We start from the raw sequence: 18,697 nt of genomic DNA on the forward strand, positions 1-18,697 counted from the left end.
GGCCTTTTTCTTTACGGCGACGTACCGGACCGCGGCCGAGTCAAACTTCGGACACGGTCTTTCCCTCGCGATGCGGGCGCACGGCCGGCGTGTGTGACTCGGCTTCGACCGCCGCCAGGTCGGCGAGTCGTCGGAGGTCGCCTTCCAGTGCCGCGCGCCGGTCTCGGTGCGCCTTGACCAACCGCCAGTAGACCCGGTCCAGACCCGGTGCCACGTGGAGCACACGGTAGGTCTGGACGATCTTGGTGCCCCCGGGGACGGGTTCGAGGTCGATGCGCCATTCGGTGCTGTCCGCCCGGCCCAGGAGACCCGTTGTCCGCCACGCCAGCGTCCGAGGCGGCTCCACCACGGTGAATACACACGACCGGCTCCACCGGAGACCGCCGGAGCGGTTCCTGCCCCGGAACCGGATTCCCGGGGCTGCCGCTCGGGCGTTTCCGAGCAAGCGCGCTTCCCGGCATTCGTGACTCCACTCACCGACCCGGGCCACGTCGGTGACGATCTGCCACACCGCCTCCGCCGGGGCGCGGCTCACCGTCTCGGTCCTGCCGTACCGCGCCAAGGTGCCCATCAGGATCGCCCCTCGAGCAGTGCAAGGTTGAGCGACGGCAGCGCGGCTGCGGGCCCGTGGCCCCACAGCACGCTGGACTTGCGACGGTAGGTGTGGGCGAAGCCGTGCAGCAGGATGAAGCGCGGCACGGCCGGGACCACGTGCACGATCACCTCCCGGTCGTCCTCGCCGAGCCCGTCGATGACCCAGTGTGCCTCCGCGCCGAGCTCCAGGAAGCTCTTCGGCCTGACGAAATACTCCTGTTCCACGTCGTGGTACTCGGCGGTGGTGAGCGTCGCGGCCACGACCGGCATCATCTCCAGCTCCTCCCGCCGTAGATGGGGAAGGAGCACGTCGGTGAGTCCGACCAGCGCTTCGAGCAGCGGTTGCCGAGCGTTCGCGTCGTCGCGGTAGGCCCGCGCTGCGTCCTCCAGGGTGGTGATCGCCGGTGCGATCCGCTGGTGGTCGGCGTCCATCTGGTCCAGCAGGGCGCCGGCTTCCGGGTTCTTCACCCGGATCAAGGGCCACAGCCCGACATCCTCGCCGGTGTGGTGGATGTGCAGGAAGCGCATCATCCACAACACGTGCTCCGTCAGTCCGCGTCGACGCCGAGGGTCCGGGTACGGCTCGGTGGTGAGCACGATCCGGGTGCGTTCCAGGTCACGGCGAAGTGCGCTGTGCACTATTCCCATGCTGCGTGTGTCTGCGGGTCCATGGTCGGTAGTCATGGCCCATCACCTTCCACTCTCCAGGCCCAGGAGCCGGATGATGGCTCCGGTGAGCCAGTTCTCGTACTGCTCGGGGCTCCAGCCGGTGCTGCAGGTCAACAGCTCGTACACCTCCATGCTGAGCACGGCCCACAGCCCCTCGGCCTCGACTGGGCTCAGTTCGCGGCCGGCCATCATCGCACCGCCGACCCGCACGTTCAGGCGCTGACGTCCCCGTGCCTGTTCCAGCCATGTCGCGAGGTCCGGCTCCACGACGGCTGCCGCGCGCAGGGTGCGCTGTAGGCCGACGGTTCGCCGGTTGATGGCCGTCACCAGGGCGGCTGCCGCGGCGGCCCGATCCCGAGGGGCGCCCTGCGACAGGGCGGCGAACTCCGGCCGGTCCATCAGCGCCACCCGTTCGTCGTCCCCGACAACGGCGACGTCCAGCACCTGCATGAGGAGTCCTGCCTTGGAACCGAAGTGGGCATACACCGTTTCGACCGATGTGCCCGCCGAGCGCGCGACGTCTCGGACCGCGACCGACCACCCACCCTCGGAGAACAGGGTGGTGGCGGCGTCGAGGACGGCCCGCCGGTTCTGCTCGGCCTGGCGCCGGCGAAGGGTCGAGTCGTACCGCCGCGGCTTCTCCTCCACCGAGCCCACTTCGCGCGCTTCTGCGCTCATACTCCCACGGTAGAACCGTTCCGTTTTCAATACAAGTAGCTTCAGGTCAAATTTTTCGTGCACGCTGCCCGCGCCGACCCGATACCCCTCCCGCGCCGGGACACTCGGCGTCCGGTGCCGTCAGGGATGTTCTCCACGACCGGACCGGACGCCGAGTATGCCGATCCGCCTTGCGATTTCGGTCCGCTCCCCAGCGAAACTCTCTAGCCTCGGATGCGGATCACATCGACCGTCGAAGGAGTACCGCCATGGGTCAGCTCGAGGGCAAGGTCGCGTTCATCACCGGTGCCGCACGCGGACAGGGCCGCAGTCACGCGGTCCGGCTGGCCGAGGAGGGCGCCGACATCATCGCCGTCGACCTCTGCGCCCAGGTCGACTCGGTGGGCTATCCCCTGGCCACGCCGGACGACCTGGCGGAGACCGTCCGGCAGGTCGAGGCACTGGACCGGCGGATCATCGCCGGCCAGGCCGACGTCCGCGACAGCGCCGCCCTGAAATCGGCGGTCGACGAGGGCGTCGCCCAGCTCGGCCGGCTCGACATCGTCCTCGCGAACGCCGGCATCGCCAGCTTCGCGCCCGTCGAGGACCTGACGGACGAGATGTGGGACGACATGATCGACATCAATCTCACGGGGGTGTTCAAGACAGTGCGGGCAGCCGTGCCGCACCTGAAGGCCAACGACGACGGCGGCGCGATCGTGCTCACCAGTTCCACCGCCGGCATCAAGGGCCTGGCGAACCTTGCGCACTACGTCGCCGCCAAGCACGGCGTGGTGGGGTTGACGAAGACCCTCGCCAACGAGCTCGCCCCCCACATGATCCGCGTGAACTCGGTGCATCCGACCTCGGTGAACACCGACATGATCCACAACGAGCAGACCTACTCGGCCTTCCTGCCGGACAAGAAGCCGTCGGAGATCACCCGCGAGGAAGCGGGCGAGTCGTTCAAGACCATGAACGCCCTGCCGATCGAATGGGTCGAGCCGGTCGACATCAGCAACGCGATCCTGTTCCTGGTCAGCGACGCGGGTCGCTACGTCACCGGCGTGCAGTTGCCGATCGACGCAGGCGCGGTGATCAAGTAGCCGGCCCGGGCCCGTCGCTCGCACGCGCGGGGTCGCCGAGGTGCCTGCGGAAGAAGGCGACGATGCGGGCGCGGGCGTCGCGGGTGGCCGGCTCGTCGTAGCGGGCGGCCACGACCTTGGCGATGGTCCTGTCCACGATCGACAGGTCGCCGGGGTCGTGGTCGTTCATGAAGCCGTGCCCCACGTTCGGGTATCGCTCGATGTCGTGGTCGATGTCCGCGGCGGTCAGTATCGGTTCGAGCCGGTCGGGCACCTGGCGCACGCCGGGCCATCGGTCCTTCGTCCCGAAACTGCCGACGATCGGACACGCCCGCGGCAGGGCGCGCTCGACTTCCTTCGTGAGGCCGCCGTAGTTGACGCTCGCCGCGGCGAAGTCGTGGTCGGACGCGACGGCGAGGGCGAATCCGCCGCCCATGCAGAACCCGATCACGCCGATCCGGCCCGTACAGTCCCGCCGGTCCGCGAGCCAGTTCCGCGCGGCGTCCAGGTCGCCGCGCGGCACCCAGCCCCGGAAGAGGGAGAACAGGCAGGTGGACCGCCTGGACCCGTGGAACAGGTCCGGCGCGACGGCGAGAAAGCCCTCGCTTGCGAGCCAGTCGGCCTGCGCGCGGATGTCGCGGCTCATACCCAGCGCGTCGTGGATCACGACGATCCCGGGCCACGGACCGGAGCCTGCGGGTGTGGCGAGGTGGGCGGGCATCGGCCCGCGCTCCGTGGGGATGGTCACGTCCGTCACGGTGTATCCCTCCTGCCGATCAGCCCTCCACGATCACGGGGTCGCCGATCTTCACCCGGTCGAAGTACCACTGCGCGTTCTCGGTGCTCAGGTTGATGCAGCCGTGGCTCACGTTCGCGTTGCCCTGCGAGTCCACCGACCACGGCGCCGCGTGCACGAAGATGCCACCCCACGTGAGCCGGACGGCGTACTCGGTGTCGAGGCGGTAGCCCTCCGGGGAGTCGATCGGGACGCCGTAGGTGGACGAGTCCATGACGAGGTCGCGGAACTTCTCGAGCACGGAAAACGTGCCGACCGGGGTCTCGTAGCCGGGCTTGCCCATCGACGCCGGCATCGTCCGCACCACCTCGCCGTTGAGGATGACGGTGAACTGGTGCGTCGACCGGTTCGCGACGGCGACGAACTCGTCGCCGACCTGGAACTCGGTGCGCGCCCCGGCCACGGCGACGGTCACGGTGGTGTGCCCCGGCCAGTGGCGGTCGGGAACCCACTGCACCCGGCGGTCGTCGAGCCACGCGAAGCGGCCGCTCACGGGCTTCGACGTGGTGATCTCGACGGCACGTTCGGCGGCGGCGCGGTCGCCGACGGGTGCGCCGAACCGGACGGTCACGGGGTGTCCCACCCCCACCACCGCGCCGTTCGCCGGTTCGAGCGCGGACGCGGGCAGCCTGGTCGGCGGGGCGCCGCCGAGGGTTCCCGCCGCGGCCGCGGCCCCCGAGCCGAGGAGGGCCATGGCGGCCAGCATCGAGACGAGAAGAAGTCGTGCAACCCGCTGTGCGTTCGGCATGGCCGTCAGCCCCCTCGAAGATGGCGCGGTTGGCTCACTACCAGTCAACCACGCCAAGATCGAACTCGGAACGGGTCCTTGGTCACTCCCCGGCCGGCGCGACCACGGCACGGGAGACGACGAAGGGCACCGCGGTCCGGCGAGCCGGACGACGGTGCCCTTCGGGTCGGCCGTCAGCGCAGCAGCTTGCGCAGCACCAGGGCGCCGAGGACGACACCGACCGCCGCGAACGCGTACTTGACGTTGGGCTGGTTCACCTTCTCCATCACGGTCTGCTTGGTCTGGGCCATCACGTTCTTCGGGCTGGCGCGCACACTCAATTCGTCGAGGGTGCTCGCAAGCTGGTTGCGGGCGTTCTCGATGTCCCGTTCGATGGCCTCGGTGTCCCTACCCACGTGATCCTCCAGTTGGTCGCTGCACTGTGCTGCGACCACGGTAGTGGACGCACGGGTCCGTTACCCTCTCGGAGGTGACGGAAAACAGCAGCAGGCTCGCTCCCGGCGATACGGCTCCCGAGTTCACCCTTCCCGACGCGGACGGCAACGAGGTGTCGCTGTCGGACTACCGCGGACGCAAGGTGATCGTGTACTTCTACCCCGCCGCGAGCACCCCCGGATGCACCAAGCAGGCCTGCGACTTCCGGGACAGCCTCGCCGACCTGGACGGCGCCGGTCTCGCCGTCGTGGGCATCTCCCCCGACAAGCCGGCCAAGCTCGCGAAGTTCCGGGACGCCGAGCAGCTGACGTTTCCGCTGCTGTCGGATCCGGACAAGACCACGCTCACGGCGTGGGGGGCGTTCGGCGAGAAGAAGATGTACGGCAAGACCGTCACCGGAGTGATCCGTTCGACGTTCGTCGTCGACGAGGACGGCCGGATCGAGGTTGCGCAGTACAACGTGCGCGCCACCGGGCACGTCGCGAAGCTGCGCCGCGACCTGTCGGTCTGAGCGCCGGCTCACCGCGTGAGAGAGGCGAGCACCAGCGCCTCCGCGACGGCCATGTGCTCGAGCTCGGACGGGTCGACGCTCTCGTCGGGCCCGTGGATCCGGGCGCTCGGCTCCTCCACGCCGAGCAGCGCGATCTCCGCGTCCGGCAGCACCTGCTGCAGCACCGTGCACAGCGGGATCGACCCGCCCTGCCCGACCGTGCCGGCCTCGCGTCCGTAGACGGCGCCGAGCGCACGGCGCAGCGCGGCGTATCCCGGTCCGTCGGTCGCGGCCCGGAACGGTTCGCTCACGCCTTCCCGGTCGACCCGCACCCGCACGTTCCACGGGGCGTGGGCGTGCAGGTGGGCGACGAGGGCGTCCTGAGCGGTGGCCGGATCCATCCCCGGCGGGACGCGGAGGTTCAGCCGGGCCGACGCGCGGGGCACGATCGCCGCCGCCGACCCCACCACCGGTGGGGCGTCGATGCCGAGGATCGTCAGCGCGGGACGCGCCCACACGGCGTCGGCCACGGACCCGGCCGATAGCAGTGAGACCCCGTCGAGCACACCGGCGTCGGCGCGGAACACCTCCTCGGGATAGGGTTCGCCGCTCCAGATTCCGGTGGTGTCGAGCCCGTCGATCACGGTGTCGCCGACCTCGTCCCGCAGGCTCGACAGCAAGCGCACCAGCGCGGCGAGCGCGTCGGGGGCCGCGCCGCCGAACTGGCCCGAATGGATCTCCCCGGCCAGGGCATCGACGTGGACGACGACGTTCGCCAGGCCGCGCAGCGACGTCGTGAGGGTCGGCCGTCCCGCCTCGGCGTTGCCGCAGTCCGCGACGAGCACCAGGTCGGCGGCGAACAGATCGGGCCGTGCGCGCGCCAGGTTCTCGAGCCCGCCGCCCCCGGTTTCCTCCGAGCCGTCGCCGACGATCCGGATCCCGACGGGTAGCGGTCCCCGCTCCCGCAGCGCGCGCAGCGCGAGCAGGTGCATCACGAGATTGCCCTTGCAGTCCGCGGCGCCGCGCCCGTACCAGCGGCCGTCACGTTCGGTGAGCGTGAACGGCGGAGTGTGCCAGAGCGATTCGTCGCCCGGGGGCTGCACGTCGTAGTGGCTGTAGAGCAGCACGGTCGGCGCTCCCGCCGGGGCCGGCGTGTGCCCGAACACCGCGAGCGAGCCGTCCGACGTCTCGATCAGCTCGGTGTTGCCGACGCCGGCCGCGGCGAACGCGACGCGCACCCACCGGGCGGCGGCGACGCACTCCTCGGCCGGGAACAGCCGCGGATCGGCCACCGACCGGAACGCCACCAGTTCCGCGAGGTCCCTGCGCGCCCCCGGCATCAGCCGGCGCACCCGCTCCCGCATGTCCGCGACCTCCACCGCGCCTCCCCGATCCTCGTGTCTCGTTTTCGCTACGGGTACAGCCCGTCGAGATCGAAGCATGCTCGGTGCGGCCGCGTCCGGCGTAGATTCCGCGATATCGGGGTTGCCCTCGGGCGGAACGGTCCAGGAATCGGGGCCGGACGGCCCTCGAACGGAAGGCACAGCGATGCCACCCAGCCCGCAGAGCGCGCTCACGCCGTTCTATCGGCAGGTCCAGTCCCACTACGACCTCTCGGACGAGTTCTTCACGCTGTTCCTCGACCCGTCGATGACCTACAGCTGCGCGTACTTCGAGCGGGACGACATGACGCTCGAGCAGGCCCAGGCCGCGAAGGTCGATCTGTCGCTCGGCAAATGCGACCTGCACCCGGGCATGACCCTGCTCGACGTCGGATGCGGCTGGGGCTCGACGATGCTGCGCGCCGCCACGCACTACGACGTGAACACGATCGGGCTCACGCTCAGCCGCAACCAGTACGAGCACGTCCGCGACCTCGCCGCGCGGCTGCCCGGCCCCCGCACCGTGGACGTGCGGCTGCAGGGCTGGGAGGAGTTCGACGGGCGCGTGGACCGCATCGTGAGCATCGGCGCGTTCGAGCACTTCCGGAGCGAACGCTACGACCGGTTCTTCACCAAGTGCCACGACATGCTGCCCCCGGACGGCCGGATGCTGCTGCACACCATCGTGGGGCACCGCCTCGCGACGCTGCGCGAACGGGGAATCCCGGTGACCCGGGAGAACGCGCTGTTCCACATCTTCATCAAGCGGGAGATCTTCCCCGGCGGGCAGTTGCCGCAGCCGGAGACGGTGGTCGACGGCGCGGAGCGGGCGGGGTTCCGGGTCGAACGCATCCAGGCCCTGGCGCCGCACTACGTCCGCACTCTCGAGCACTGGGCCGCGGCACTGTCGGCCCGCCGGGACGAGGCGGTCGCGCTGTCGTCGGAGGAGATGTACGAGCGCTTCATGAAGTACCTGAACGGTTCCGCCGAGCACTTCCGCACGGGCCACATCGACGTCATGCAGTTCACTCTCGTCAAGTGAGCCGCCGGCGACCTCGGCGCCACCGGCGGCGTTAGCTGAGACTCGCCCTCACAGCTAAAAGTTCGGAATTCGGACAACCTCCGGTTAGCCTGGGCGCGTGGAGTCTGCAACGAAGCGCGGCCGCACCCCACGCCGTATCGATCCGGCGCTGGAGGTCCAGGCGGCGCCCCAGGAACTCGTGCCGCGCCGTCGCCCGACGCAGGAGCGCAGCCGGCGCAAGTTCGACGCGCTGCTCGCCGCGTCCCGCGAACTGCTCACCGAGGTCGGCTTCGAGTCGTTCACCTGCGAAGAGGTGGCTGCCCGTGCCGACGTCCCCATCGGAACCCTCTACCAGTTCTTCGCCAACAAGTACGTCATCGTGTGTGAACTGAACCGGCAGGACCTGGTGGGGGTGCAGGAGGAGCTCGCCGAGTTCGACGGCGTCATCCCCTCCGTGGACTGGCTGCGGTTCCTCAATTCCTTCGTCGACCATCTCGCCGGGCTGTGGATGTCGGACCCGTCGCGGCGGGAGGTGTGGCTCGCGATGCAGTCCACCCCGTCGACCCGGGCGACCGGCGCGATCCACGAGAAGGAGTTCGCCGAGCAGATCGCGCGGATGCTGGCTCCGCTCATGCCCGACACCCCGCGCGAGCGTCGCACGCTGATGGCCGAGGTGCTCGTGCACGTCGTCTACTCGATGCTGAACTTCTCCGTGCAGGACGACCAGAGCCACGCCGACGCGGTCGTCGAGCTCAAGCGGCTGATGGGTGCGTACCTGATGGTGGCGGAGAAGGAGTCGCGCACCAGCGCCAAGCGGCGCAGGCGCCGTGAGGCCGCCGCCCGGGCGGAGGAGACCGAGCGGCCGGTCCCGGAGAGCGACGGCCAGGTGGAAACGCGTCAGGCGGAGGAGACGCACGCCTCCCCCGCCTGAAGCGGAATTCTCCCGCAGACTCCTACGCCTGCGGATCGTCCTCGAGCACGACGAACGCGCCGGCCATGTCTCCGTCGTGGGTGAGCGAGACGTGGATCCGCACCCCGGTCAGGTGTTCGGCGACGTCGCCGTGCAGCCGGATCCCGGGTCGGCCCCACGCGTCGGAGACCACCTCGATCTGCCGGTGCACGGTCTCCGGCAGCACCGGCGGGCTGCCGAACAGCGAGGCCGACCACGCCTTGATCAGCGCCTCCTTCGCCGCCCACCGGGCGGCGAAGTGCCGGCCCGGACGGGAGCTGCGGGTGTTCGCGTCGCGACGCTCGCCCGGGGTGAAGTTCGAGAGCATCGCCGTGCCTGCCCGGCCCAGCTGCTCCTCGAACTCCGACACCGTGACCAGGTCGAACCCGATCCCCGCAACTCCCATCCGTCCTGTGACTCGCTTTCCGTGAACGGGCCGGCGGCTACTACTTGCAGCCGGGCAGACCCGAACGGTACACGTCGCCGTCGCCCAGTCGTGCCTCCGGCGAGAGCAGCACGTCGGCCTCGAGCTGGCGCGCAGCCTTGGCCGGCACCGAGTCCCCGCCGAAGCGACGGTCGGCGGGCCGCTGGTACAGGGCCGCACCCCCGGTCATCGCCTCCGCAAGGCGGCGCTTGCCGGCGACGGCGCGGGCCTGAGCCTGCTCCACGTAGGCCTCCCGGCGCTCCGCCGGGATCGCCTCGACGAACGCCTGCGGGTGGACCACCGCGATCAGCCCCGACACGTGGCCGAACCCGAGGCTGGTCAGCAGACCGGCCTTGAGCGCGTACCGCTCGCCGAAGCGGAGCGGCGTGCGCGCCCACACCAGGTGCTCGAACTCGGCCATCTTGTCGTCGACGCAGTCCAGGCTGCGGTTCGGCGGGATGACGCCCTGGCTGAGGACCTGGCACAGGCCGATCAGCTGGAACGCCGCCGCGCCGCCCTTGGCGTGACCGGTCAGCGACTTCTGCGACACCACGAACATCGGCGCGCCCTCGCTGCGGCCCAGCGACCCGGCCAGACGCTCGTGCAGCTCCGCCTCGTTCGGGTCGTTGGCCGCCGTGGAGGTGTCGTGCTTGGAGATCACCGCGATGTCGTCCGCGGTGACACCGAGCTTGCGCAGCTCCCGCGCCAGGCCCGACTCGAGCCCGCCGCGACCCGCACCGAGGGCACCGATGCCCGGAGCCGGGATCGAGGTGTGCACGCCGTCGGCGAAGGAGCCGGCCCACGCGACCACACCGAGGACGGGCAGGCCCATCTCCAGCGCCAGGTCGCCGCGGGCGAGCAGGACCGTGCCGCCGCCGGCGGACTCGACGAACCCGCCGCGCCGGCGATCGTTGGCCCGGGAGAACCGGCGATCGCTGATGCCCTTGGCCGTCATGTCGTCCGACTTCGCGGTGGCCGACATGTCACCGAACCCGACGATGCCCTCGATGCCGAGGTCGTCGAAGCCGCCGGCGACGACCAGCTGCGCCTTGCCCAGCTTGATCTTGTCGACACCCTCCTCGACCGACACCGCGGCCGTCGCGCACGCCGCCACCGGATGCACCATCGCGCCGTAGCCACCGACGTACGACTGCACCACGTGCGCGGCGATGACGTTCGGCAGGGCCTCCTGCAGGATGTCGTTCGCGCGGGACTCGCCGAGCAGCGTGTCGATGTACAGCGACCGCATCGAGGTCATGCCGCCCATGCCGGTGCCCTGGGTGTTCGCCACGTACGAGGGGTGCACCCAGCGCATCAGCTCCGACGGGGTGAAACCGCTGGAGAGGAACGCGTCGACCGTGGTCACGATGTTCCACAGGCCCACCCGGTCCACGGACTCGGCCATGTCGGCGGGGATGCCCCACTTGGTGACGTCGAACCCGGTCGGGATCTGACCACCGACCGTGCGGGTCAGGTTCATCTTGCGGGGCACCCGGATCTCGGTGCCGGCCTTGCGGGTGACGGTCCAGTCACCGCTGTCCGGAACCGAGTGCGCGACGGTGTTCTCCGGGTCGGCGTCGACGAACGCGCGGGCCTCGGCCTCGGAACCCACCACGAACGACAGGTCCTTGTCCAGGAACACCGAGGTCAGCAGCGGCGCCGCGTTGTCGACCATCGCACCGTCGTCGGCGTAGCGGCGGATGCCGCAGCGCTCGACCACCGCGTCGTGGTACCGGTCGGCGATCTCCGCCTCGGGCACCAGCTCGCCGGTCTCGGCGTCGTACCAGCCCGGCTTGGGATCGTTCTCCCACGCCACCAGGCCGGTGGCCCACGCCAGCTCGAGCACACCGGCGGCCGACAGCTCCTCGTCGACCTCCATCTCGAAGCGGGTACGGGCCGAGCCGTAGGGGCCGAGCTCGCCGGCGCCGACGATGACCACCAGGTCGGCGGGGTCGACGTCGAGCGTGTTCCACTCCGGTGCGGACAGCGTCGCGTCCAGGCGCGGCGGTGCGGGCAGCGCCGCGATCGTCGCGTGCTCGGGCTCCGCGGCGGCGTCCTTCGCGGCGTCGGCCTCCTCCTGCGCCTGCTTGGCCAGGGCCGGCAGGTCGATGTCGGCCTCCGACAGGCCCCCGGTCAGGTCCGCCACGAGCGGCTCGACCGCGGCGGACTCCTTGGAACCGGCGGTGACGAGCTTCAGCAGCTCGACGGCCATCTCGTCGGTCGACCAGGTCCGCACACCGGCGGCCTCGGCGGCCTCGACCAGCGGATCGTTGCCGCCCATCAGGCCGGTGCCGCGCACCCACCCGATCAGGGCGTGGGCGAGGGTGACCCGCTCGGCCCAGGTGCGCTCGGCGTGCCAGCGGTTGACGATCGCATCGAGCGCGGCCTTCGCCTCGCCGTACGCGCCGTCGCCGCCGAACTTGCCGCGGTTCGGCGAACCCGGCAGCACGACGTGCAGGTGGGTGTCCACGTCGCGGTCGGAGCCGATGTCGGCCAGGCCCGCGATCAGGCGCTCCACCGACCACAGCAGGACCCGCATCTCCATCTCGGCGCGGGCACCGGCGTCGGCCATCGAACCGGACACGCGCGGGGCGGCGAACGGGAACAGCAGCGTCGGGGTCAGGGCCTCCTTGATCAGCTTCTTGGCGCCGCCCGCGGTCTCCACGGTTTCGGTGCCGAGCCACTGCACCAGGGCGTCGACGTCGGAGTAGGACGCCATGTTGGCGGGGACCACCCACAGCGCCGCACCGGCTCGCGCGTTGCCTGCGTACAGCTCCTTGTAGAAGCCGAGGCGGCTGTCGTTCAGGCTCGAGGTGGTGACCACGACCGTCGCGCCGCCGGCGAGCAGCTTCGCCGCGACCGCGGCCGCGATCCCGCCCTTGCTGGCGCCGGTGACGACGGCGACCTCGCCGGCGTACTCGGCGTCGCCGGTCTGCCGGGCGGCCGTCGCGATCGCCCCGAAGGTCTGCGCGAGCTCCGTGCGGCCGGCCTCGGTGGCCTTACCCGACCAGAACGTCGCGTGCGCGGCCACGGTGGCTCCGGCGCCGGCGAAGCGCTCCGCGTCGATCTCGGCACCGAGCCAGACGCGGGCCAGGTCCTCGCGGGCCGTCGCCCACCGGTCGTCGATCAGCACGGCCTTGCGGGCGTCGAACGCCGGTGCGACCAGCCGCGGCCAGTCGGAGCCGAGCTCCGCCGAGACCAGGTCGACCAGCTCGGTGTCCGCCTTGTCCGCGAGGTCCGAGGCCGCGTCGGCCAGGCCCAGCTCGGACAGGATCAGGCGGGCGGTCTTGGCGAGCACACCGTTCGAGCCGGTGATGCCCTCGGCGAACTCGCCGAGCGCGGCGGCATCGACGGTTGCGCCGCCACCGCCACCGGCGGACGGCATCGACACCGCGACGCCGCGGCGGCCGGCGACCGACTGCACGGCCGCGTCGATCAGCTTGTCGACGGCGGCACCGTCGGACAGCGCGCCGTCGGAGAGGCCGCCGAGCGCACCGCCGCGGACGGACGAACCGTCCCGGCTGCCGAGCGCGACCTCCGCGGTCACGTGCGACGCCCAGCCCTCGCCGAGACCCCACACCTTGGTGACCCGGTCGGCGACGTAGGCGGGACGCTTGCCCGACGGGCCGAACACCTTGCGCAGGTGGTCGTTGATCGAGTCCGACAGCACCGGACCGAAGGGCCGGTAGGTGCGGGCCAGGCGATCGACCGTGCCGGCGAGCGCGCCCATGTCGGCGTCGGCCGCACCGTCGATGGCACCGAGCGACAGCTCCGAGCCGAGGTCGACGAGCAGCTGGTTACGCCGCGAGGACACGCCGTCGCACAGCGCCTCGATCGTGTCGGCGGGACCGATCTGATCCGGGCGCAGCTTCGTCCACAGGGCGATGAGCACCTTCGTGGCCTCGGCGGCCTTGAACGCGATGTCGTCCGGACGCGGGCCACCCGCGGGAGCGGCGGGCGCGGCGGCCGGAGCGGCGGCCGCGGCCGGAGCGGCCGAGGAAGCCTCGGCCGAGGCCGGCTCGTCGTCCTCCACGGGCGCCGGATCGACGTCCGTGGAGTACACGACCGAGGCCTCGCGCTCGATGTTGAGCACCTCGACCGGCTGCCCGAAGCGGCCCGGCAGCTTCAGCGTCTGCGACGCCAGGTTCGCCACCGTCGGGGCGGCACCGAGGCCGACCTCGACGAACCGCTCGACACCCAGGCCACCGTCGGCCTCGTCGGCGAACAGCAGATCCTGCGTCTCGATCCAGCGGACCGGGGACGCGAACTGCCACGCGAGGAGCTCGGCGAGCACCACGCGGCACAGCTTCGAGGGGTCGGCCGCCCAGGTGTCGAAGTCCGCGAGGACCTCGGCAAGCGGCTCGGACGGCACCAGGTCCGCGATCTCCTGGACGAACTCCCGGCCCAGGTTGAACGGCTTGGGCACCAGGTTCGGGACGTAGCGCCCGATGAGGATGTCGGGATCGATCTGCTCGGGCAGCAGGTTCAGCAGGCGCTCCCGGAAGTCGTCTACGCCGCCGCGCAGGACGGTCGAGTGGAACGGCACGTCGATGCCCGGGACCAGGATGAACGCACGCTTGCCCCCGAACTCGGCGACCTTGCGCTCGATCACGGACTCGAGGGCCTCGAGACCGGCGACCGTACCGGCGATCGCGTACTGCGAGCCGCGCAGGTTCAGGTTGACGATCTGCAGGAATTCGCCGGTCTCCTCGGAGACCCCGGCGACGAACGCCTCGAGATCGGCGTCGGCGACACCGAACTGCGACGGCCGGATCGCCGCCATGCGGTAGTTCGACCGGCCCTGCTCGTCGCGCGGCACGAGGGCGTGCATCGCCGACCCGCGGCTGAACACCACCTCGAGCACCGCCTCGAGCGGCAGCACCCCGGCGACCGCGGCAAGCGCGTTGTACTCGCCCACCGAGTGGCCGGCCAGCAGCGCACCCTCGACGAAGGCGCCGGCCTCACGCAGTTCCGCGATCTGGGCGACACCCAGGGTCGCCATCGCGGCCTGCGTGAACTGGGTCAGGTGCAGCACGCCGTCCGGATGCTTGTGGGTGACGCCGCGGGCCTTGAGCACGGTCGGGTTGTCGCGCACCACGGCGAGGATGGAGAAGCCCAGGGCCTTGCGGGTGTGCTTGTCGGCGCGATCCCAGATCTCCCGGGCGGCCTTCGAGCGGGCGCGGGCGTCCAGGCCCATGCCGGGCCGCTGGATGCCCTGGCCGGGGAACGCGTACACCGTGCGCGGGGCGGCGGTGCGGCCGGTGGCGACCATCACCAGGTCGCCGTCCACGCGGCAGCTCACCTCGACGATCTCGGCGCCACGGTCGGTCGCGATGCGATCGACGCGCACGTCGATCTGCGCACCGGGGCGCACCATGCCGAGGAACCGGGCGGTCCACGCCGTCAGTCGGCGGGCCGGCAGCTTGGCGTCGGCCTCGAGGGCGGTGACGACCTGCTGGGCGGCGGCGGACAGCCACATGCCGTGCACGATCGGGGTGCCCAGACCGGCCAGGAGCGCGGCGTTGTCCGAGGTGTGAATCGGGTTGTGGTCGCCCGACACCCGCGCGAAGGCGCTCATGTCGATCGGGGCGACGATCACGGCGTCGCGGCGGCGGCGGCGCGGGGTCTCCACCGCGTCCTCGCTCACGGCACCGCCGGCGCGGACCGGATCGGCCAGCTCGGCCTTGCCGGTGCGGCCGCGGATAGCGAACCGCTCGATCAGGGTGGCGACCGTGGCGTCACCCGAACCGTTGCCGTTGTCGGCGGTGATCTCGACGTGCACCTCGACGACCCGGCCGAGGTCGGTGTCGGCCACGTCCTGTGCCTCGGCCTTGACGCCCAGGATCGACGGCTCGGTCGGCAGACCGTCCTTCACGTCGACGGCGTGGTCGAGGTGGACCAGGTCGAGCATGCCCTCGATCACCGACAGGCTGTCGTCGGTCTGCGCGGCGCCGAGCGCGGCGAACACCGCCGGCCAGCACGCGCCGACCAGGACGTCGGGCACACCGTGGCCGCTCGGGGTCAGGTTCAGCGGCAGTCCCGAACCGGTGACACCGGCGTGATCGGCGACTTTCTCCGGCAGCCAGCCGAGGGTGATGCGGGCCGCGCCCTTCTTCACCGCGGGCAGCTCCTGCCCCGCGGCGACACCGAGCAGCGCCGACATGGACGCCGAGGCGTCGTCCGCGGTGACGACGGGGGCGCCACCGGTGTGCACGGCGGCGGGCACCGTGAGGCGGATCTCGACGGTCTTGTCGCCGGCGAGCGGCACCGTCAGGCCCACGTGCTCGGCGTCGAGAACGCTCAGCGTGGCGCCCGTCGCGCCGTGCACGGCGGCGGTGTCGGACTCGACGGACCACTCGTCCAGGTCACCGAGGCGGTGCACCGGGTTGACGGTCTGCCGGCCGGCCCAGTTGACGTCCGGAGCCGACAGCACGGCGTCGAGCAGACCGGCCGCGAGGTCCTGGTGGCGACGGGCCGCGATCTGCACCGGCTCGACGCCGGCCGCGATCAGCTCGTCGACGGCGGCCTTCTCGAAGCGGTCGAGCAGCTCACCGACGGGCTCGTCGGCGCGGGTGATGCCCGCGACCGCGACGGTGCCCGGGATGATGCAGACCTGATCGGCGCTGTAGCGCGGATCGTGGGCCTGCCACAGGGAGTCGGACCGCCACCAGCGACGCACGTCCTGGTCGACGACCGGCACGAAGTTCACCGGCTTGCCCGGGGTGCGGCACAGCGTGACGAAGAACGGAACGTCGGCCGGGTGCAGGACCACCGAGTCGGCGTCCGGGAACTGCTCGGCCAGCGCGGCCAGCGCCGCGTACGGCCGGTCGAGGGCCGCGTCGTCGGCGAACAGCGTCGGGATCGGGCCACGGTCGGCCGGGTGCAGACGGGACTCGGCACGCTGCAGCATCTCGTGGAAGCGCTCACGCCAGGTGACGTCGATCCACGGGTTCTCGGCCGCGTCGGCCACCTCCTGCGAGCCGACGGCCAGCTCCAGGTAGCGGGCGAGCCACTGCCCGTAGGTCATCTCGGCGACGTCGCCGAAGTACGGCTTCGCGGTGACGTCGAGCGCGGCGATGATCTCGTCGCGGCGCGCGGCCACGGCCTCGGCGTCGCCCGCGACCTCGTCGAGCAGGCGGCCCGTGCGGGACGCCGCGTTGTCGATCTCGTGGATGTCCGCGCCCAGCTGGCTACGGCCGGAGGCCATGCCGCCGGAGGCGGTGCCGGCGCCGACCCAGTCGGGGGTGCCGGGGGTCTCGACGAGCATCCGCTTGACCTCGGGCGACGTGGTCGCCTCGAGCGTCGCCATCGCCGCGGTGCCGACGAGGATGCCGTCGAGCGGCATCGCCGGGAAGCCGTGTGCGGTGGACCAGCGGCCGGTCAGGTAGTCGGCGGCCCGCTCGGGGGTGCCGATGCCACCGCCGACGCACAGCACCAGGTTGGAGCGGGTGCGCAGCTCGGCGTAGGTGGCGAGCAGCAGATCGTCGAGGTCCTCCCACGAGTGGTGGCCACCGGCGCGGCCGCCCTCGATGTGGACGATGACCGGGTAGTTCGGCACCTCGTTCGCGATGCGGATCACCGAGCGGATCTGCGCCACGGTGCCCGGCTTGAACGCGACGTAGCTGATGCCGGCCTCGGTCAGCTCCTCGATGATCGAGACGGCTTCCTCGAGCTCGGGGATGCCGGCGGTGACGACCACGCCGTCGAACGGCGCGCCCGCGGCGCGGGCCCGCGGCACCAGCCGCTTGCCACCAACGTGCAGCTTCCACAGGTACGGGTCGAGGAACATCGAGTTGAACTGCACGGCGCGGCCCGGCTCGAGCAGCCCCTTCAGCTCCTCGACGTGGTCGGCGAAGATCTGCTCGGTGACCTGGCCGCCGCCGGCGAGCTCGGCCCAGTGGCCGGCGTTGGCTGCCGCGGCGACGATCTTCGGATCGACGGTGGTCGGCGTCATGCCGGCCAGCAGGATCGGCGAGCGGCCGGTCAGGCGCGTGAACGCCGTCTCGACGCCCTGGCGGCCGTCGGGCAGGGTGACCGGCTTCGGCACGAACGCGGACCACGGCTGCGGCACCTCGGGCTCCGCGCCCGGGGTCAGCAGGTTGCGCTGACCGCCGCGGGTGGCGGCGGCGATGATGCCCACACCCTGGCCACGCAGGCCCGAGCTGGTCATACGGGTCAGCAGCTCACCGGGACCCATGTCCAGGATCCACGAGGCGCCGGTCGCGACGGCGTCATCGACGAGGGCGACCCAGTCGACCGGGTCGACGAGCACTTCCTGCGCCAGCGAGCGGGCGAGCTCCGCGTCCAGGCCGCAGCGGGCGGCCCAGTCGGCGACCTGCTCGACCGCGTCGGCGAGAGCGGGGTGGTGGAAACCGATCTCAGCGGAGACCGGCTCGAAGGTGGGGGCGAACACGGCACCGCCGCGCTTCTTCGCCTCACGCTCGCGGGTCTCCGCGGCGGAGATCTCCTCGCAGCGCTGCTGCACGCGGGCCAGGGCGGCCGGCGGGCCGGACAGCACGACGCGGCGGCGGGCGTTGCGGATGGCGACGACCGCGGAACGCTGCGGGTCCTGGTCGGCGAAGACCTCGGCGACGACGGCGCGCAGGCGCTCGGGGTCGACGTTCGCGACGGCGAGCATCGGGAAGCGCTCGGCACCGGCGATGATGCCGCGGCGACGGCCGACGAGGGTGGCGGCGGCACCGATGAGCTGGGCGATCGCGAGGATCTGCCCGTCCTTGGCGCCGCCGGCCTGGGTGGCCGCGACGGCCAGCACGCCCTGCGAGTGGCCGATCACGGCGGCCGGGGCCTGGGCGGTCACGTCGAGGCCCTGGTTCGCCAGCGCGCGCAGCGCGGCCGCCTGGGTCAGGAACACGCCGGGCAGCGACACCGCGGCGGAAGTCAGCGTGGTCTCGGAGGGGCCGGCGACGGGCGTCTCGTCCTCGTCGGCGACCTCCTGCTCGAGCATCCAGGCGATGGGGTCGAAGCCGCTCGGGCGCACGACGACGAGGTCGTGTGCGACGGGCGCGAGCAGCGCGGTGGCCTCGTTGACCAGCTCGGTCAGGACCGGCTCGAGCCCGTTGTCGCGGCTGAGTTCTTCGAGGGAGCTGAGCCAGGGAGCGCCCTGGCCACCGAAGGCGAGTGCGTAGGGCTCCCCGGCGAGGAGCTTGTCGACCAGCGCGCCCTTACGGGAAGCGGGGGCGTTGCCCCGGTCACTGGCGCGTCGTGATGCCTTCGAGTTCCGTCCGTTGTCGGCTGGTGTGGTCTCGTCGATCGTCACGCGTGTAGTTCCTCTCCTGAACACCGCAAGGGCGTGGTCTCGTGGCCGCCCGCGCCGCCGTTGGCGTTCTGATGGGCTCTGATCTGCTCGTTCGGGCTACCCAAGAGTGACACAAAATCATGAGGGGTTCCTCATGTTTTGTTCCACGCGAGTTACCGCCTTCGAGAGGG

At 71.4% G+C, this 18,697-nt stretch carries 13 protein-coding genes; 4 read left to right on the forward strand and 9 right to left on the reverse strand.

All coding sequences use genetic code 11. The annotated features are described in order from the left end of the window. Positions 1-40 precede the first annotated feature (40 nt). From G6038_RS07965 to G6038_RS07975, 3 genes are read right to left on the reverse strand one after another with little or no spacing between them, the layout of a single operon-like run. Positions 41-571, reverse strand: coding sequence for an SRPBCC family protein (locus G6038_RS07965; protein ID WP_165037162.1), 531 nt, complete (start codon positions 569-571; stop codon positions 41-43). Then, the gene (locus tag G6038_RS07970; protein ID WP_165037163.1) at positions 571-1,278 is read right to left on the reverse strand and encodes a hemerythrin domain-containing protein; all 708 of its coding nucleotides are present in this window, start codon (positions 1,276-1,278) and stop codon (positions 571-573) included. The genes G6038_RS07965 and G6038_RS07970 overlap by 1 nt, the downstream gene beginning before the upstream one ends. A 6-nt stretch (positions 1,279-1,284) precedes the next feature. After that, entirely contained in the window at positions 1,285-1,941 is a 657-nt protein-coding gene (locus G6038_RS07975; protein ID WP_206024430.1) for a TetR/AcrR family transcriptional regulator, read from the reverse strand. A 248-nt stretch (positions 1,942-2,189) separates the two neighbouring features. Here G6038_RS07975 and G6038_RS07980 point away from each other — a divergent pair, with 248 nt between their 5' ends. Beyond that, positions 2,190-3,026: a mycofactocin-coupled SDR family oxidoreductase gene (locus G6038_RS07980; protein WP_165037164.1), complete on the forward strand. Its 837-nt coding sequence runs from the start codon at positions 2,190-2,192 to the stop codon at positions 3,024-3,026. Here G6038_RS07980 and G6038_RS07985 read toward each other — a convergent pair. The 3 genes from G6038_RS07985 to G6038_RS07995 form a co-directional block, all read right to left on the reverse strand. Continuing rightward, positions 3,019-3,753 carry a dienelactone hydrolase family protein gene (locus G6038_RS07985; protein WP_346772773.1) on the reverse strand — a complete coding sequence of 245 codons (735 nt, stop codon included), beginning with the start codon at positions 3,751-3,753 and terminating at the stop codon, positions 3,019-3,021. The two genes, G6038_RS07980 and G6038_RS07985, sit on opposite strands and share 8 nt — an antisense overlap. A 28-nt stretch (positions 3,754-3,781) precedes the next feature. Beyond that, positions 3,782-4,549 (reverse strand): L,D-transpeptidase, encoded by a 768-nt coding sequence (locus G6038_RS07990; RefSeq protein ID WP_165037166.1) that lies wholly within the window; start codon positions 4,547-4,549, stop codon positions 3,782-3,784. Between the two features lie 173 nt (positions 4,550-4,722). Next, entirely contained in the window at positions 4,723-4,944 is a 222-nt protein-coding gene (locus G6038_RS07995; protein WP_165037167.1) for a DUF3618 domain-containing protein, read from the reverse strand. A 74-nt stretch (positions 4,945-5,018) separates the two neighbouring features. Between G6038_RS07995 and bcp the strand changes: the two genes are divergently transcribed. Beyond that, positions 5,019-5,495 carry a thioredoxin-dependent thiol peroxidase gene (gene bcp, locus G6038_RS08000; protein ID WP_165037168.1) on the forward strand — a complete coding sequence of 159 codons (477 nt, stop codon included), beginning with the start codon at positions 5,019-5,021 and terminating at the stop codon, positions 5,493-5,495. Between the two features lie 8 nt (positions 5,496-5,503). Here the strand turns inward: bcp and G6038_RS08005 are convergent, their stop codons facing one another. Next, on the reverse strand, positions 5,504-6,838 hold the full coding sequence (locus G6038_RS08005; RefSeq protein WP_165037196.1) for a dipeptidase: 1,335 nt from the start codon (positions 6,836-6,838) through the stop codon (positions 5,504-5,506). 184 nt (positions 6,839-7,022) lie between these two features. Between G6038_RS08005 and G6038_RS08010 the strand changes: the two genes are divergently transcribed. Both G6038_RS08010 and G6038_RS08015 read left to right on the forward strand, forming a co-directional pair. Beyond that, the gene (locus tag G6038_RS08010) at positions 7,023-7,898 is read left to right on the forward strand and encodes a cyclopropane mycolic acid synthase family methyltransferase (protein ID WP_165037169.1); all 876 of its coding nucleotides are present in this window, start codon (positions 7,023-7,025) and stop codon (positions 7,896-7,898) included. 97 nt (positions 7,899-7,995) lie between these two features. Next, a complete protein-coding gene (locus G6038_RS08015) occupies positions 7,996-8,808 on the forward strand; it encodes a TetR family transcriptional regulator (protein ID WP_165037170.1) in 813 nt (270 codons plus the stop codon). A gap of 22 nt (positions 8,809-8,830) precedes the next feature. Here G6038_RS08015 and G6038_RS08020 read toward each other — a convergent pair whose 3' ends face one another. Continuing rightward, positions 8,831-9,232, reverse strand: a complete 402-nt coding sequence (locus G6038_RS08020; protein WP_006937559.1) for a holo-ACP synthase — start codon at positions 9,230-9,232, stop codon at positions 8,831-8,833. A 40-nt stretch (positions 9,233-9,272) separates the two neighbouring features. After that, positions 9,273-18,527, reverse strand: coding sequence for a type I polyketide synthase (locus tag G6038_RS08025; RefSeq protein WP_165037171.1), 9,255 nt, complete (start codon positions 18,525-18,527; stop codon positions 9,273-9,275). Positions 18,528-18,697 lie beyond the last annotated feature (170 nt).

The organism is Rhodococcus sp. 14C212, assembly GCF_011058195.1.
In the GTDB taxonomy this organism is placed as follows: domain Bacteria; phylum Actinomycetota; class Actinomycetes; order Mycobacteriales; family Mycobacteriaceae; genus Rhodococcus; species Rhodococcus aetherivorans.